This window comes from Nocardia jejuensis NBRC 103114 (genome assembly GCF_001613145.1).
In the GTDB taxonomy this organism is placed as follows: domain Bacteria; phylum Actinomycetota; class Actinomycetes; order Mycobacteriales; family Mycobacteriaceae; genus Nocardia; species Nocardia jejuensis.
The window spans coordinates 297,000-312,263 of record NZ_BDBU01000005.1 but is presented as its reverse complement, the minus strand read 5'-3'; the positions used below and the strand labels follow the sequence as shown (position 1 = coordinate 312,263).

Below are 15,264 nucleotides of genomic sequence, written 5' to 3'. Positions count from 1 at the left end.
CCCGATTGGTGTTGTTCCACAACGTGCTCGATCGCTTGTCCACAATGTGCAATCTCGATCACCGGAATTGCGTTCTGTGAATTCTCTGAGAAAACAATGAAGCCCGGCACCAATAGCGGTGCCGGGCCGAAATGCGTTATGGCCGCGAAGGCTGGGATCGACCGTAACGCCGTGTCGCCGAAGCTGCGGAAAACCGCAGTTAGACGACGGTGCGGGTACGCGTGCGAGCGTTGCGACGCTTGAGAGCCCTGCGCTCGTCTTCGCTCATACCACCCCAAACACCAGCGTCCTGCCCGGACTTCAGAGCCCAGGACAGGCAATCGGCGGTGACAGGGCAGCGAGCGCAGACCAGCTTGGCATCGGCAATCTGAGCGAGCGCAGGACCACTGTTACCCACCGGGAAGAACAGTTCGGGATCCTCGTCGCGACAGATGGCCTTGTGGCGCCAGTCCATTCCTCTGCTCCTTTGCTTGGGCGCGCACATGTCGCAGCCCTAGTGGTTTGTGGTCCGTTCACTTGTGCGACTCGAATGTTTCCGCACGGTTGCTTGTGAATGCTTTCACGAACACCGTAGATGTCAATAGATACTTGGTGCACCGTGGGGAAGCTCACGCTGTAAGGCCCCTACATCGAAGGCCTGCCGTGTCTTTTCTACTCGGTCGAGCCGGTTTTCGCAGCACAACCAGGATGTTCCTCAGGTGTGTCGAAGCCCCTAAGGCTTCGGCGCGACCACGTCGAGGATATCCGGTACCGCTGTGAAATTCACCATGTTGCGCCGACCGATGAAGTCGCCGTCGATTTGCAACCCGAGCGGCTCGGTCGCTTCGACCTGTACGCCCGGTACGTCGTCTTCGCGAAACAATTTGTGTCCCTTGGGATTTCCGTCCGCCGCCAGCAACTGTCGAGCGATCAGGAGGGTCGGCACCACGCCCATGGTGCGCATGGCAAACACTCCGAGACCGGACTCGAAACTGGTGCCCGGATTGGTGCGAACCGGCGTGCTGTCCAGGTAGGTCCAGGGACTGGCGTTGGTCACGAATGCGTAGTGCACGTCCGTGACCGGTTCGTGACCCGGAATCTCCAGGCGTACCTGGGGATCCCGGCGGCGAGCCCGGAAGAACTGGTTGACCGTCGTGCGCAGATACCGGGCGGGGGTGGCGGCTTTGCCCTTGGCGCGCTTGGCGTCTATGGCTTCGCACACATCGGCGTCCAGGCCGACGCCGGCGCTGAACGCGAACCAGCGATCGTCCTTCGGAGCTTCCGGCGATCGGGCGACTCCGAGGCCGATCCGGCGGTCCGCGTCATCTGCCAGCAAATCGATCAACTGATTGGCGGCGGTCACCGGATCCTGTTCGATACCCAGCGAGCGAGCGAACACATTCGCCGAGCCGCCGGGAATGATTCCCAGCCGCGGGAGCCATTCGCGCTGTGTGCGGCCGGGCAGTGGCAGGAAACCATTGATCGTCTCGTTCACGGTGCCGTCCCCACCGTGCACCACGATCAAATCCATGCGATTATCCGCGGCCCACCGCGCGAGCTCCGCCGCATGGCCGCGATGCTCGGTCTGTGCGACGGTCAGCTGGGTGCGGCTCTCCAGTGCGTGTGCGAGCAGATCGCGAGTGGCCCGGGTGGTCGAGGTGGCATTGGGGTTCACGATCAGCAACGTCCGCACGCAGTGGAGCCTACTGTGTTCGGTTGCGTCGCTGCCTCGTTGCGTACGGGTGACCGAGTGCGCGCACACGAGACCGGGGCGAGTGCGAACCCGGCCGACCGCCGTCCCGATCCCGGGCAGTGCCCAACGACGCTCGGTCGTAGGCTGAGCGGGTGGCTGAGCAGAACAACGGTGGTGTGGACGCTACGACGCTCCCGCCGAACACGATCCGGACGGCGGGCGCGCTGGCGGCCTTCGAGGGCGCGGTCGGCGTGATCGGCGCGATCGTGCTGATCGTGCGGGCGATGAGCGGCGCGGACCAGAAGGTGGTGAACGGCTACGCCACCGCCGTCTGGCTGATCATCCTGGCCGGAGCCGTGCTGGCGGCCGGTATCGCGCTGTGGCGGGGCAAGCGCTGGGGGCGTGCCATCGTGATGCTCGCGCAACTGCTGCTCCTGCCGGTCGCCTGGTACGTGATCAGTTCGCACCAGGCGCTGTACGGCATACCCCTGGGCTTGGTCGCGGCCCTCGCGCTGGGATGCCTCTTCGCGCCCGCGTCGAGCCGCTGGATGGCCGAGGGTTACGACCTCGGCGACGAGGACTAGCCGCGGCCGAACGTCCGCAACCTCTGCGACTAGGGGCTAGCCCCGTCCGGGCATCCGCGGCCTTTACGTGGAGGATTGGCCGCGTCCGGATGTCCGCGACCCTCTGCTACGAGAACCGGCGGCGTCCGGATGTTCGCGAACTGGTCGCAGGTCGCGTACGCGGGTTCGTAAACCCTGCTGGTCGCCCCGCAGGCAGCTTGCTGGACGGTTGCCCAGGGGATTCGGCGCGCACGGCGTCATGACCCCGCAGCGCCGCGAATCACGCGGTGCCCATCGGTACGCCGAACGCGGCGAGCCGGTCAGGGTCTCATCAGTGGTGAGCGGAGGCACTCGCACGCCGGTCGTAGTCCCGGCGCTGCAGAAGTGTGTGCGAGCGTGGCCGTTGCGTCGCGAACCGGGCCGTTGCTTCGAAACCCTGCTGTTCTCCGGAACCCCGGGCGTCTTCGCCGACCTGGCTGTTGTCTCGAAACCCTGCCGTTGCCACGGCCCCCGCCGTCGTCGCGGACTCGGCCGAGACGGACTCAGTCGTCGGCGCGACCGGCGAGCCGGGCGAGGGCGGAGCCGGTGAGGCGGTAGCCCGTCCACTCGTCCTGCGCCTCCGCGCCCAGGCCCTTGTAGAAGTCGATCGACGGGGTGTTCCAGTTCAGGACTGCCCAGGAGACCCGGCTGTAGCCCTGTTCGACGGCCTCGCGGGCCAGCGCCGCCAGGAGATCGCGGCCCAGGTGCAGGCCGCGCGCCTCCGGGCGGACGTACAGATCCTCCAGGTAGATGCCGTGCACGCCGTCCCAGGTGGAGTAGTTCAGGAACCAGATGGCGCACCCGGCCACGCCCTGATCGTTCTCCGCCACATGGGCGAACAGCTTGGGGGAGGGGCCGAACAGGGCGAGGTCGAGCTGCTCGGCGGTGAGCGTGCACTCGTGCCGGGCCTTCTCGTAGTCGGCGAGGTCGTACACCAGTTCCACCAGGGCCGGAACGTCGGCGGGTGTGGCGCGGCGGATCATCGGACGGCCCCTTCCTAGGCGTCGAACCGGGCTACCAGGTTGTGGGCGAGCACGGTGCGAGCGTGATAGTCGTACCCCAGCACGGTAACGGCGGCCGTGGACAGGAAGAACCGTCGCCCCTCGATCACGTCGAACTCCACCCAGCGCGCGATCAGCGCCCGCGAGAAGTGCCCGTGCCCGACCAGCACCACGTCCCGGTTCGCCAATTCCGTTTCCACAGTGGCCAATACCCGATCCGCGCGCGCCTGAACCTGTCCGGCGGTCTCACCCTCGGGCGTCACCCCGGTCCAGATCGTCCACCCCGGCGACGTCTCCTGGATCTCGACCGTGGTGAGCCCCTCGTACTCGCCGTAATCCCATTCCACCAGGTCGTCGTCCACCCGCACGCCCTGCAACCCGGCCAGCTCGGCCGTGCGCAGCGCCCGCTGCCGAGGGCTGCTCAGCACGAGCGGATCCCGTAACCCCAACCCCGCCAACAACTTCCCCGCCCCCAACGCCTGCTCCTCACCGTTCTCGGTGAGCGGCACATCGGTCTGCCCCGTATGCTTCCGCGACGCCGACCACGCCGTCTCCCCGTGTCGCAGCAACACCAGCCTGAATTCGGAAGCGCTCATCCTCCGATCATGCCGGACGAATCCCCCGAACCGCCGCACATCCCACCGTGATCACACCCGCCCACAGTGCTCACCAGGGAAAGTCCGGCCGTCCCATAACGCCGGTCGCACCCGGCGCGAGCAATCCACCGGCCGTGACCGCCCCCAACGGCGAATCGTTCGGTCAGTGGCGGTGGTGTACCAGCTGGGCGCCACGGTCGCCGGAAGGGGCGCGCTGCACCCGCGCCGCTGTTCGCCTTGGTTCGAGCGCGGCGGAATAGGCCAGTCTTGTCGCCGGGGTGGATCGATCTGCCGGTGCGGGCTGGGCGCGACGGTCGCCTGGAATGTGGCGTGCTGTGCGCGTGATCGGCGGCCGGGCTTCGTGTGGGCGGGGTCAGTCGGTGCCGAGGGCGTGCAGGGTGGTGCCGCGGCGTTCGACGATGGTGGGGCCGATGGAGGTGAGGGTGATGAGGTCGCCGTGGTAGTCGGTGCGCTGCACGGAGATTCGGGAGGTTTGGGCGCCGGTGGCGGGGTCCAGGGCGGCGATGCCGTCGGGGACGGGGACCAGGAGCTTGCCCGAGAGCAGGGTGGGGGTGCCCAGCACGTTCTGGATGGCCCAGAGCGGGTCGAACGTGGTGGCGTTCAGTGCGATCAGGCTGTTGCCGGTGAAGACGAAGTACGCCGAGGACAGGTGGGTCACGGTGGCATTGTCGGCCAGCGGAGCCGAAAGCTGGTGCGTGGCAATGAGATTGCCGGAAATATCGTAGACCGCGAGTTGCGGTGTGCTGGAGGTGGTTCCGGGCAGGAACAGCACCACCCGGCTGTCGGACGCCGCCAGCACGCGAGCGCCGTCCAGCGCGCCGCCGGGCTCGGTGAGCACGTGCGAGCTGTATTCCTCGGGAGTGGTGGCATCCTTGGGCGCCGGATTCATGATGCTGAGCCGGTCGGCGGTGTCGTTCGGGCAGCGCTCCAGCACGGCCAGGCGGCTCGAGGCCGAGGAGGCCGAGATCAGCGTGCAGCCCTCGCGCGGCTGGGTGCGCGGATTCACCGGGGCGTCGACGTAACCGAATTCCAAGGTGCGCACCAGATCCGACCGCCACATCTCCAGGCGATCGCTTCCCAGCGCGAGCACGTAGGTGCCGTCCACCGACAGCCGCACCTGGTCGTCCATATAGCTCGATCGCGCGGTCAGCCGCGACCCGGTCTCGGCGTTCAGCAGCGTGGTCTGACTGCATCCGCGCTGATCCCGATACGTGGCGACAACCGTGCCGAACTGGGATTCCACCGCGCACAACGGCAAATCCCGCTCGTACTTCCACACCGTGTCCCCGGTGCGCGGATTGCGACCGGTGACCGTCCCGCCGTCGGCGGTGACGACCACCCCGCCCACGGCCAGCGCCCGCGCGGCCGCGTCGTCCGGGGCCTGCCACAGTTCGCGCACCTGGGACGGCAGCTGCTCGGGAGTGGGCGGCGCGGACAGCGATTGCGTCGCGGTCTCCGACAGCGTTGCGCGAGCATCGCTCTGCCACCAGACCACCACTGCCGCGATCGCCACCAGAGCGGCGATCGCGGCAGCGGTCAGGATATCGGCGCGCGTCCGCCGCTCGGGTGCGAGCACGACAGCGAGATTAGCCGATCTGTCCGGCTACGCCGAGGCGGTGACGGTCGAACCGGTGGCGTCGGCCTTGCGACGAGTGCGCTTGACCGGCGCGGACGCGGTGTCGACCGAGTCGTTGCGGGTCTCGGCCACCGCCTTCGCCCGGCTCGCCCGCTTCTTCGCGGGAGCCGGAGCCTCCGTCGAATCCGCCTGGCTCACACCGTCCGACGCCTCGACGGCCGCGGCCGCCTTCTTCCGGACCGCCTTCTTGGGGGCCTCGGCCACCTCGGCCTCGGCCTTCACCGCCTTCTTGCGCACGGCCTTCTTCGGCTCCGCCGATTCGACCGCGGCCTCGACGCTCGCGGCCTTGGCGGCCCGCTTGCGAACCGGCTTCTCGGCTTCCGTCACGACAGCCTCGGCCACCACGTCTTCGGCCTTGGCAGCCCGCTTCCGAGCAGGCTTCTCGACCTCCGCGGCCGCGCCCTTGTCGACAGCCTTGGTGCGCCGCGCCTTCGCGGGCTTCTCGGCCTCGACCTCGGCGGCGACCTCCGCCTTCGCGGCGCGCTTGCGGGCAGGCTTGTCAGCCTCCACCGCAACAGGCTCGGCCGCGACATCCTTGGCCTTGGCGGTCCGCTTGCGCGCGGGCTTCTCGGCCTCGACCGCGACGAGGTCGGCGGATGAGGCGTCCGCCGCACCGGCGTCCTCGGCCTTGGCGGTCCGCTTGCGCGCCGGCTTCTCGGCCTCGGCCGTGATGGCGACGGCGTCACCCGACCAGCCCTCGGCCGTGTCACCGGCGGACTTGGCTCCGCGCCGCGCCGTCTTGGTAGCGACGACCTCGTGCTCGCTCGAACCGCCGTCGGTCGCGATGATCTGACTCTCGGCCTTGGTGGTGCGACGCGCCTTCTTCGGTGCCGCACCCTCGACAACAGCTTCCGCCGAGTCGCCGGTGCTCACACCCGAAACCGCGGCAGCCTTCGCGGACCTGCGGGCCTTCGCCGGGGCTGCAGCTTCCGTCGCCTCGGATTCGGCTGTGGCGCTTACCGTTTCGGTAGAAGCGGTAGTCGAGATGCCGGCAGCGCGAGTGCTGCGCCGAGCCCGCGTACGAGCCGGAGTCGCGGCGGAATCGTCCGCGACCTCGACCGTCGCGGCGGATTCGCCCGCCTCACCGACGGTCCCGTCGGACGTGCCCGCCGGTCGCGTGCTGCGACGCGACCGAGTCCGGGCCGGTGCCACCTCTGCCGCGGCTTCGGTGGCGGATTCGCTTGCGCTGCTTCCACTCTCGGAAGCGGCGGTATCGGCTCCGTCCGCTGCCCGGGTGCTGCGACGCGAGCGTGTACGAGCCGCGGTGGCTTCGCTCGCCGCGACAGCGCTGTCCGCCGCGACGGCATCACTCGACGCGACGGCGCCGGTCGAGATGACCGCGTCGCTCGCCGTGCCGGGCTCGGACGAAGCGACGTCGTCGGCGGTGCGGCGAGTGCGCTTGCGGGTGCTCGCCTTCGGCGCCTCGGTGCCGTCATCGGACCCGGCGGCCGCGACCTGCGGTGCGGTGGTGGCGTTCGGGTCGGATCCGCCGGACGGCCCGGCCGGTGTGGTCGCGCCGTTGGTCTCGGCGGCATCGTTCACCGTGGCCGAGTCGCCCTTGGCGCGGCGGGTTCGCTTGCGCGCGCCGGACTTCGGGGCCTCGGATGCCTCGGCTGTGGTCACTGCCTCGACGGTCGAAGTCGCCGCCGGGGTGGTGGCCGGGACCGTGTCGGCGGCCGAGAACTGCGGGACCGCGACGGTCGCGGCCGAGCCGTTCACGCTGACCGCACCGTTCGTAGCGGCGGTGCCGTTCACGGGAGCCGAGCCGTTCGAGGGAGCCGAGCCGTTGGCCGAGGCCGCGCCCTGAACCGCGGTCGCCGAGCCGTTCGCGACAGCGGTCGCCGAGTCGCTCGGTGCGTTGCCGTTCACCGAATTGCCGGTGGCCGAACCGTTCACCGCGTCGTTCCCGCCGCGGTTGCGGCGATTGCGGCGTCGGCGGTTGCGACCCGGGCGACCCTCGGAGTCGCCCGCGTTGTCGGCGGAGCCCGACGGACCGGCGGTGGGGGCCGAACCGGCAGCGGATGCCAGCGCCTCGAAAGGCTCGGCCGCAGTCGAAACATCGCCGGTGGCAACGGTATTCGTGTTCTCGCCGGTCACGGCGCGGTCCGCGCCTCCGCGTCCGCGGCGACGACGGCGCCGACCGGTGCGCTCACCCTCGGCAGCCGAATCGGCTTCCACCGCAGGCGAATTCGTGGTGACCACGGTGGCCTCGACGGCGTCGGCCTGCCCACCGCGGGTGCGGCGGCGGTTGCGGTTGCGCGGCGCGCGAGGCTCACGCTCGACGACGACGGCATCCTCGTCGCGAGCCGCGACGGGCTTGGTCTTGCGCAGCACACCGCTGATGCCCTGGGGGATGCCCAGTTCCTCGTAGATGTGCGGGGAGCGGGAGTAGGTCTCCACCGCCTCGGGCATGCCGAGGTCGAGGGCCTTGTTGATCGAGGCCCAGCGGTGCAGTTCGTCCCAGTCTACCAGGGTCACCGCGACACCGGTCTTGCCCGCACGGCCGGTGCGGCCGATGCGGTGCACGTAGGTCTTCTCGTCCTCGGGGCACTGGTAGTTGACGACGTGCGTGACGTCGTCGATGTCGATGCCTCGGGCGGCGACGTCGGTCGCGACCAGCACATCGATCTTGCCCTCGCGGAACTTCTTGAGCGCCTTCTCACGAGCGATCTGCCCGAGGTCGCCGTGGACCGCACCGACGGCGAAGCCGCGCTCGGCGAGATCGTCGGCGACCTTCTGCGCGGTCCGCTTGGTGCGCGCGAAGATCATGCTGGCGCCGCGGGTTTCGGCCTGCAGGATGCGCGCGAGCAGCTCGGTCTTGTCCAGCGCGTGCGCGCGGTAGACGTACTGCGAGATCCGGTCGGTGACCGCGGACTCGTGGTGCTCCTCGGCGCGAATGTGCGTGGGCCGGTTCAGGAATGTGCGAGCCAGGGTGATGATCGGTCCCGGCATGGTGGCCGAGAACAGCATGGTCTGGCGCTGGGTCGGAACCATGGTGAGGATGCGCTCGATGTCGGGCAGGAAGCCCAGGTCGAGCATTTCGTCGGCCTCGTCCAGGACCAGGACCTGCACCTTGCCCAGGATCAGGTGTCCCTGCTGGGCCAGGTCGAGCAGCCGTCCCGGGGTGCCGACGACGACGTCGATGCCCGCGCGCAGCGCCGCGATCTGGGTGTCGTATGGGCGTCCGCCGTAGATGGAGGTGACGCGCAGCGGTGTGCCGTGGTCGTCCTTCACGTACTTGGCGGCGTTCTCCAGGTCGGAGGTGACCTGCATGCACAGCTCGCGGGTCGGCACGATGATCAGCGCGCGCGGCGTGCCGTCCATGGCCAGGGTGCCCGAGCCGGTGGTGCTGACCCGGTGCAGCAGCGGGACGCCGAAGCCGAAGGTCTTGCCCATGCCGGTGCGAGCCTGGCCGATCAGATCCTCGCCGGCCAGCGCGAGCGGCAGGGTGAGTTCCTGGATCGCGAAGGTGCGTTCGATGCCGATCTCGTTCAGCGCGCGCACGATTTCGGGGCGCACGCCGAGTTCGGCGAAAGTGGGGGCGGTATGTGTGTCGTCGAGCTCCGCGGTCAGTAGCGTGTCGGCCACTCCGGGTTCCTGCTCTACGGTGATCTTGCTCAGGGTATTGCCTTTCCTCGTCATCGCGTCTCGCGCGCACGAGGTGTGGGGCGGACCGGTCGGTCCGCGACGACCACACTGATCCGTGTTCGCCGCTGCGGGATGCATCCGCTCTCGCGGGAAGGCATCTACCTGGCGCGGCGTGCAATGCAGGGATCTGAGTGCGCGCACATTTTCCATGGACGGCGGTCGTCGAGCCCGGGTTCGCGCGGTAATCAAGCAAACTCGATCGGGCAAAATTTACGCTGTCCGCGGAGATTGTAGCGTGATACCGTCTTCGCTCTATTCCCCGCCACCGCAATCGTGGGCAGCTATTGCGCAGGTAGGCGCGATTCCGGGGAGATCTCAGGGGATTTCCGGTGCCTTCGCACGTGCGTCAATGCCTGGGCCGCAACACAATTGCGCAGGGCAGGGTGTTGCCGGCCCCCGTTGACAGTTGGATTGCTCACATAACTGTTACACGGTGTAGCAGTATATGCGAAGTTGTGCGTGTGAGTCTGGCAGACAGTGTGAGCACCGCGGCCCGCAACGCGTGGGCCCTGACCTTCGGCGACGGCATCGAAGCCCCCGAACCGACACCTTCGACGGTGATCTCGGACGCACCGCATCGGGAGCTACGCCGCTACGACGGCGCGAGCGACGATGCCCCGGCCGTGCTGCTGGTGCCGCCGTTGGCCGCTCCCGCGTTCTGCTTCGATCTGCGCCCCGATCAGAGTATGGCCCGCTTCCTGCTGGAAACCGGCCACGCCCCCTACCTGGTCGACTACGGCGACATCGGTTTCGAGGACCGCCGCATGGGGTTCGAGGACTGGATCGACGACATCCTGCCCGAGGCGATCCGCCAGGTGTCCGCCGATCGCGGCGGCCGTCCGGTCGATCTGGTGGGCTGGTCCCTGGGCGGCGTGCTCGCACTGCTGACCGCCGCCGCCGATCCGACGCTGCCGATCCGCTCGGTGACCGCGGTCGGAGCGCCGTTGAGCTACAACCACATGGTCGGTGTGCGCGAACTGCGCGCGCTGGCCCGCGTGGACGGCGGCCGCACCGCCACCGCCGCCATTCGCGCGGCGGGCGGCGTCTCGGCGCGACTGACCCGGATCGCCTACCGCGCGACCGCCTGGGATCGAGAACTCAAGCGCCCCTTCTTCATTGCGAGCAACCTCACCGATACCGCGACCCTGGGCCGGATGGAGACGATCGACCGTTTCCAGAATTCGCTGCCCGGCTACCCGGGCCGGTTCTACAACCAGCTGTGGGGCCGGTTCATGCTCAACAACGACATCGGCAAGGGCGTGGTGCATTTCGGTGATCGCCGCATCGAACTCGCCGATGTCACCGTGCCGGTGCTGCTGGTCGGTGGCCCGTCCGATGTGATCACCGCGGCCGCCGCGGTCGAGCACGGTCTGACCACGCTGACCGGTTCGCCGCAGGTGCGGTACGAGACCGCGCCCGGTTCTCACCTCGGCATTCTCATCGCCCGCGAGAGCACCTGGACCTATCTCGAGAAGTTCCTGCGCGACCTGGCCTGACCGCGCCGCGTGCACAGCCGCCGATGGCTCGATGCGTCTCTCGGCGGCGGACTACTGTGGGGAGTCATGGGAGCAAATTCGTCTACCGCGTTCGGCGTCGAGGCGGGGTCGCCCGACGCCGCCGAAGCCGGCGTCACCGATCTGTTCGCGGTTCTCGCCTACGGTGAGATCTCCGCGTTCTACCGTCTGGCCGAAGAGGCCAAGTTGTCGCCGACGCTGCGCGGCAAGGTGGCCGTCGCGAAGATGGCCGCCAACGAGATGGACCACTTCAAGACCCTCGAGCGGGCGCTCTCGGACCGCGGGGTGGACGTGTTCGACGGTATGGCCCCCTATGTGCGGGCACTGGACGCGTATCACGCCTCCACCGACCCCTCCACCTGGTTGGAGTCGATGGTCAAGTTCTACGTCGGTGACGGCATCGCCGCCGACTTCTACACCGAGATCGCCGACGCCCTGGCTCCCGAGGTCGCCGAAGTGGTCCGCGATGTGCTCGCCGAGACCCGGCACTCGGAGTTCGTGATCGACGAGGTGCGCACCGCGGTCGAGCAGAACCGCTCCGAGCGTGACCGTCTCACCCTCTGGGGTCGCCGCCTGCTGGGCGAGGCGATCACGCAGGCGCAGTACGTGATGGCGCAGCGCGACGAACTCACCGACCTGGTGCTGAGCGCCACCGGCGATCTGAACGGCATCGCGACCCTGTTCGAGCGCATGCAGGACAGCCACGCCGAGCGCATGCGAGTGCTGGGTCTGGGCTAGGCCGGGCCGTTCCCGTTCGCTGAGAGCGCAGGGCGCTCCCTGCCGGGCATCGCTCACCCTGCACTAGCCTGATCAAGACAGCACAGGACTCTAGGTTCGGAGGTTGGCCGTGGAGGTCAAGATCGGTATTTCGGATAGCCCGCGTGAGCTGATCATCAACAGCGCGCAGACGCCCGACGAGGTCGAGAAACTGGTCACCGGCGCGCTGAGTGGTGAGACCGGCGTCGTGGCGCTGACCGACGAAAAGGGCCGCAAGTACCTGATCCAGGCCACCAAGGTCGCCTACGTCGAGATCGGTCCCGCCTCCGCGGGCCGCGTCGGTTTCGCCGCCGTGTAATTCACGGCCGAACGAGCTTCAGGCCCGAAAGAACTGCCCCGCCGAGAATCTCGGCGGGGCAGTTCTTTCGATGCTTCTCTCGACCGGACTACGGCGAAGTCAGTCGATCGGGTGCAGCGGGATGTGCTTGAGCCCGCCCCAGCACAGCGCGACGGTGGTGTCGACGGCTTCTTCCTTGGGGATCGGGCGATCGGCCTCGAGCCAGTAGCGGGCGCTGAACTGGCTCGCGCCGACCAGGCCGACGGCGAGCACGCGGGCGCGGTAGGGGTCCAGCCCGGAGTCGTGGGCCACCAGATCGAAGACGGCGTCCACGCAGGCCTCGGTGGCCTGTTCGACGCGACGCTGTACCTGCGGCTCGTTGGTGAGGTCGGATTCGAAGACCAGGCGGAAACCCTGGGTCTCGTGATCCACGAAGTCGAAGTACGCCTGTACGGCGGCGCGCACGCGGAACTTGTTGTCGGTGGTGGAGCGCAGCGCCTGGCGCACACTCGACACCAGGGCGTCGACATAGTTCTGCAGCACCGCGAGGTACAGCTCCAGCTTGCTCGAGAAGTGCTGATAGAGAACCGGTTTGGAGACACCGGCGCACTGTGAGATTTCATCCATGCCGGAGGCGTGATAGCCACGCATCACGAAGACCTCTCCGGCGGCGGCGAGTAACTGTGCACGGCGCGCCTCGCGGGGCAGGCGGGTGCCGCGCTTGCTCGGCGCCATGGCCTCGGATGCCGTGCGGGGCGCGGTCATCCGGTCCACGAGGTCAGTCATTTTCCGAATCTCCCAGTCGATTCTTGCCAGATATACCCAGCCCAGCGGGATTCATGTCGTCGGGTATCCCACGAACGATACTCGCTCGCGGGCCCGGTGCCGATCCCGGTTCCGAAATTCGATGTGCTGATAACCGCACCATTATGCGAGTCCGGTCACAATCTCGCTGCGGTTGTCCGAATTTGTGAGATCTACCGCTTTGCCGGTGAGATATCTCGCAGCAATCCCGGACCTTCCCCAGCACGTGCGTGAGCGGGGCCGCTCTGTGAGAGTCTGGTGGGTGTGACCGACGGTGCCAAGCGACGAGGCAGACCGACCGGACCGATCTACGACCCCCTCGGTATGTACGCCGACGAGGGTCCGGCCGCCGGAAGCGACGAATCCCGGACGCCCGGAGCGGGACTCCCGGTCCTGGCCGAGGATCGGCTCCCGATCCCGCTGTCCGATCAGCCGCTGCGAGCCCGCTGGGATCCGACCGCCCCGCCCGAGGGCGCGGCCCGGCCCCGCCCGGACCGCGAGACCAAGAAGCAGAGCGCCCTGGGCCGCTTCGTCTCGGCGTACGGCTGGCGCGCGTACGCGCTGCCGGTGCTGCTGATGATCACCGTGCTGGTCGGTGTGGACGTGTTCAGCGGCAATGCCGACACCGTCACCGGTATGCCGGGCTTCGGGCGCTTGAGCGAGCACAACGACAAGGCCGGAATCATCGGCGGCGCCCCGCCCCGGGGCGACGGCAAGTTCCCCGTCGATCTGGCCAGCGGCGCGGTGCCCGGCGGCGGGCCCTTCACCGATACCGGAACGGGCGCTTGGCATGTGGTGCCCGGCGCGGGCGCGCAGTTCGGCATCGGCACCGAGCACATCTTCAACTACACCGTCGAGATCGAGGACGGCGTGGACACCTCCGACTTCGGCGGTGACTACGCGGTGGGCAAGATGGTGGACGCGACCCTCTCCAATCCCAAGAGCTGGACCCATGATTCGCGTTTCGCGTTCCGCCGCATCGACAACGGCAACCCGGATTTCCGCATCTCGCTGACCTCGCGGGACTCCACTCGCAAGGCCTGTGGTTTCGAGATCCCGATCGACTCCTCCTGTTACAACGCCGATCTCGGCCGCGTCATGCTCTCGGAGGTGCGCTGGGTGCGCGGCGCGGTCGCCTTCGAAGGAGATGTCGGGTCGTATCGGCAGTACCAGATCAACCACGAGGTGGGTCACGCGATCGGCTATCACGAGCATCAGCCGTGCGAGACCGACGGCAGCCTGGCCCCGGTGATGATGCAGCAGACCTTCGGCACCAGGAACAACGACATCGCGAAGCTGGACCCGGACGGCGTGGTGCCCATGGACGGCAAGACCTGCAAGTTCAACCCCTGGCCGTATCCGCGGGCCTAGCCTGCTGCTTTAGGCTGCAGGACAGGTCCGCGCCGCAATGGGGAAGAACGATCCGGGCGGCGGTGTTGCACGTGTGGTCGCACCGAGCCGGCTCGCGAAGCACCGTTGTCGGCGAATTCGAATGAGGAGTCTGCGAACGATGCCAGCATCGCATCAGTCCCTGCCGCCCCTGGTGGAGCCGGCCGCGGAGCTGACCCGGGACGAGGTCGCCCGCTACAGCCGCCATCTGATCATCCCGGATCTGGGTGTGGTCGGACAGAAACGTTTGAAGAATGCCCGCGTGCTGGTCATCGGCGCGGGCGGGCTGGGCTCCCCGGCGCTGCTGTATCTGGCGGCCGCGGGTGTGGGGACGCTCGGCATCGTGGAATTCGACGAGGTGGACGCCTCGAATCTGCAACGGCAGATCATTCACGGCGAATCCGATATCGGCCGCTCCAAGGCCGATTCGGCGCGTGATTCGATTCTGGAGATCAATTCCGGAATCACCGTGGAACTGCACAAGATTCGGCTCGAACCCGAGAACGCGATCGAGCTCTTCGAGCAGTACGACCTGATCGTCGACGGCACCGACAACTTCGCCACCCGCTACCTGGTGAACGACGCCGCGGTGCTGGCGCACAAGCCGTACGTGTGGGGTTCGATCTACCGCTTCGAGGGCCAGGTATCGGTCTTCTGGGAGGACGCCCCGGACGGGCGCGGCCTCAACTACCGCGACCTGTACCCGGAAGCGCCGCCGCCGGGCATGGTCCCCTCCTGCGCCGAGGGCGGCGTGCTCGGCGTGCTGTGCGCCTCCATCGGCTCGATCATGGTGACCGAGGCGATCAAGCTGATCACCGGCATGGGTGACCCCCTGCTGGGCCGGCTCATGGTCTACGACGCACTCGACATGACCTACCGGACCATCAAGCTGCGCCGCGATCCCGAGCGTCAGCCGATCACCGAGCTCATCGACTACGACGCCTTCTGCGGTGTGGTGTCCGAGGAGGGCCAGGCCGCCGCGATCGGGTCCACCATCACCGCCCGCGAGCTCAAGGACATGCTCGACGCGGGTAAGGACGTGGCGATCATCGACGTGCGCGAGCCTGTGGAGTGGGACATCGTCCGCATCGAGGGCGCGACCTTGATTCCCAAGGACCGCATCCTGACCGGTGACGCGTTGGCCGAGCTGCCCCAGAATGTTCCGATCGTATTGCACTGCAAGACGGGTATACGTTCGGCGGAAGCATTGGCGGCGTTGAAGAACGCCGGATTCTCCGATGCCACACATTTGCAGGGCGGAATCGTCGCCTGGGCGAACCAGGTGGATCCGTCGCTGCCGGTGTACTGATGCCGATCGGCAAGAACT

At 67.9% G+C, this 15,264-nt stretch carries 12 protein-coding genes and 1 pseudogene; 6 read left to right on the top strand and 7 right to left on the bottom strand.

Translation table 11 applies throughout. The annotated features are described in order from the left end of the window. Window positions 1-199: 199 nt before the first annotated feature. Both NJ1_RS37800 and NJ1_RS04830 read right to left on the bottom strand, forming a co-directional pair. On the bottom strand, window positions 200-454 hold the full coding sequence (locus tag NJ1_RS37800; RefSeq protein ID WP_011211115.1) for a WhiB family transcriptional regulator: 255 nt from the start codon (window positions 452-454) through the stop codon (window positions 200-202). 258 nt (window positions 455-712) lie between these two features. After that, the gene (locus NJ1_RS04830) at window positions 713-1,672 is read right to left on the bottom strand and encodes a diacylglycerol/lipid kinase family protein (protein ID WP_067687803.1); all 960 of its coding nucleotides are present in this window, start codon (window positions 1,670-1,672) and stop codon (window positions 713-715) included. A 152-nt stretch (window positions 1,673-1,824) separates the two neighbouring features. Between NJ1_RS04830 and NJ1_RS04825 the strand changes: the two genes are divergently transcribed. After that, entirely contained in the window at window positions 1,825-2,256 is a 432-nt protein-coding gene (locus tag NJ1_RS04825; protein ID WP_245717213.1) for a hypothetical protein, read from the top strand. A gap of 521 nt (window positions 2,257-2,777) precedes the next feature. On the opposite strand, the gene NJ1_RS04820 is transcribed toward NJ1_RS04825, so the two are convergent. The 4 genes and pseudogenes from NJ1_RS04820 to NJ1_RS04805 form a co-directional block, all read right to left on the bottom strand. Continuing rightward, window positions 2,778-3,257 (bottom strand): GNAT family N-acetyltransferase, encoded by a 480-nt coding sequence (locus NJ1_RS04820; protein WP_067687801.1) that lies wholly within the window; start codon window positions 3,255-3,257, stop codon window positions 2,778-2,780. A gap of 14 nt (window positions 3,258-3,271) precedes the next feature. Continuing rightward, window positions 3,272-3,871 (bottom strand): acid phosphatase, encoded by a 600-nt coding sequence (locus tag NJ1_RS04815; protein WP_067687799.1) that lies wholly within the window; start codon window positions 3,869-3,871, stop codon window positions 3,272-3,274. Window positions 3,872-4,244: 373 nt separating this feature from the next. Further along, window positions 4,245-5,468, bottom strand: coding sequence for an Rv3212 family protein (locus tag NJ1_RS04810; protein ID WP_067687797.1), 1,224 nt, complete (start codon window positions 5,466-5,468; stop codon window positions 4,245-4,247). 2,103 nt (window positions 5,469-7,571) lie between these two features. After that, window positions 7,572-9,170 (bottom strand): annotated as a pseudogene (locus NJ1_RS04805) (DEAD/DEAH box helicase); the annotation flags it as partial. Window positions 9,171-9,637: 467 nt separating this feature from the next. Between NJ1_RS04805 and NJ1_RS04800 the strand changes: the two are divergent. The 3 genes from NJ1_RS04800 (at window position 9,638) to NJ1_RS04790 (ending at window position 11,765) form a co-directional block, all read left to right on the top strand. Continuing rightward, on the top strand, window positions 9,638-10,672 hold the full coding sequence (locus NJ1_RS04800) for an alpha/beta fold hydrolase (RefSeq protein WP_067687943.1): 1,035 nt from the start codon (window positions 9,638-9,640) through the stop codon (window positions 10,670-10,672). A 66-nt stretch (window positions 10,673-10,738) separates the two neighbouring features. Then, window positions 10,739-11,428 (top strand): ferritin-like fold-containing protein, encoded by a 690-nt coding sequence (locus NJ1_RS04795; protein ID WP_067687795.1) that lies wholly within the window; start codon window positions 10,739-10,741, stop codon window positions 11,426-11,428. Window positions 11,429-11,537: 109 nt separating this feature from the next. Beyond that, window positions 11,538-11,765, top strand: coding sequence for a DUF3107 domain-containing protein (locus tag NJ1_RS04790; protein ID WP_067687793.1), 228 nt, complete (start codon window positions 11,538-11,540; stop codon window positions 11,763-11,765). Between the two features lie 99 nt (window positions 11,766-11,864). On the opposite strand, the gene fasR is transcribed toward NJ1_RS04790, so the two are convergent. Then, complete coding sequence (fasR, locus tag NJ1_RS04785; protein ID WP_067687792.1) at window positions 11,865-12,530, bottom strand: HTH-type transcriptional activator FasR; 666 nt, start codon at window positions 12,528-12,530, stop codon at window positions 11,865-11,867. 282 nt (window positions 12,531-12,812) lie between these two features. Between fasR and NJ1_RS04780 the strand changes: the two genes are divergently transcribed. Together NJ1_RS04780 and moeZ are read left to right on the top strand one after the other, a co-directional pair. Continuing rightward, entirely contained in the window at window positions 12,813-13,919 is a 1,107-nt protein-coding gene (locus NJ1_RS04780; RefSeq protein WP_245717212.1) for a DUF3152 domain-containing protein, read from the top strand. 139 nt (window positions 13,920-14,058) lie between these two features. Continuing rightward, on the top strand, window positions 14,059-15,246 hold the full coding sequence (gene moeZ, locus NJ1_RS04775) for an adenylyltransferase/sulfurtransferase MoeZ (RefSeq protein WP_084477747.1): 1,188 nt from the start codon (window positions 14,059-14,061) through the stop codon (window positions 15,244-15,246). The last annotated feature ends 18 nt before the right edge of the window (window positions 15,247-15,264 follow it).

Bases quoted from the DNA above. Each gene is read 5' to 3' on its own strand.
- NJ1_RS37800 (WP_011211115.1), bottom strand. From the start codon at position 454: ATGGACTGGCGCCACAAGGCCATCTGTCGCGACGAGGATCCCGAACTG.
- NJ1_RS04820 (WP_067687801.1), bottom strand. From the start codon at position 3,257: ATGATCCGCCGCGCCACACCCGCCGACGTTCCGGCCCTGGTGGAACTG.
- NJ1_RS04815 (WP_067687799.1), bottom strand. From the start codon at position 3,871: ATGAGCGCTTCCGAATTCAGGCTGGTGTTGCTGCGACACGGGGAGACG.
- NJ1_RS04795 (WP_067687795.1), top strand. From the start codon at position 10,739: ATGGGAGCAAATTCGTCTACCGCGTTCGGCGTCGAGGCGGGGTCGCCC.
- fasR (WP_067687792.1), bottom strand. From the start codon at position 12,530: ATGACTGACCTCGTGGACCGGATGACCGCGCCCCGCACGGCATCCGAG.
- moeZ (WP_084477747.1), top strand. From the start codon at position 14,059: ATGCCAGCATCGCATCAGTCCCTGCCGCCCCTGGTGGAGCCGGCCGCG.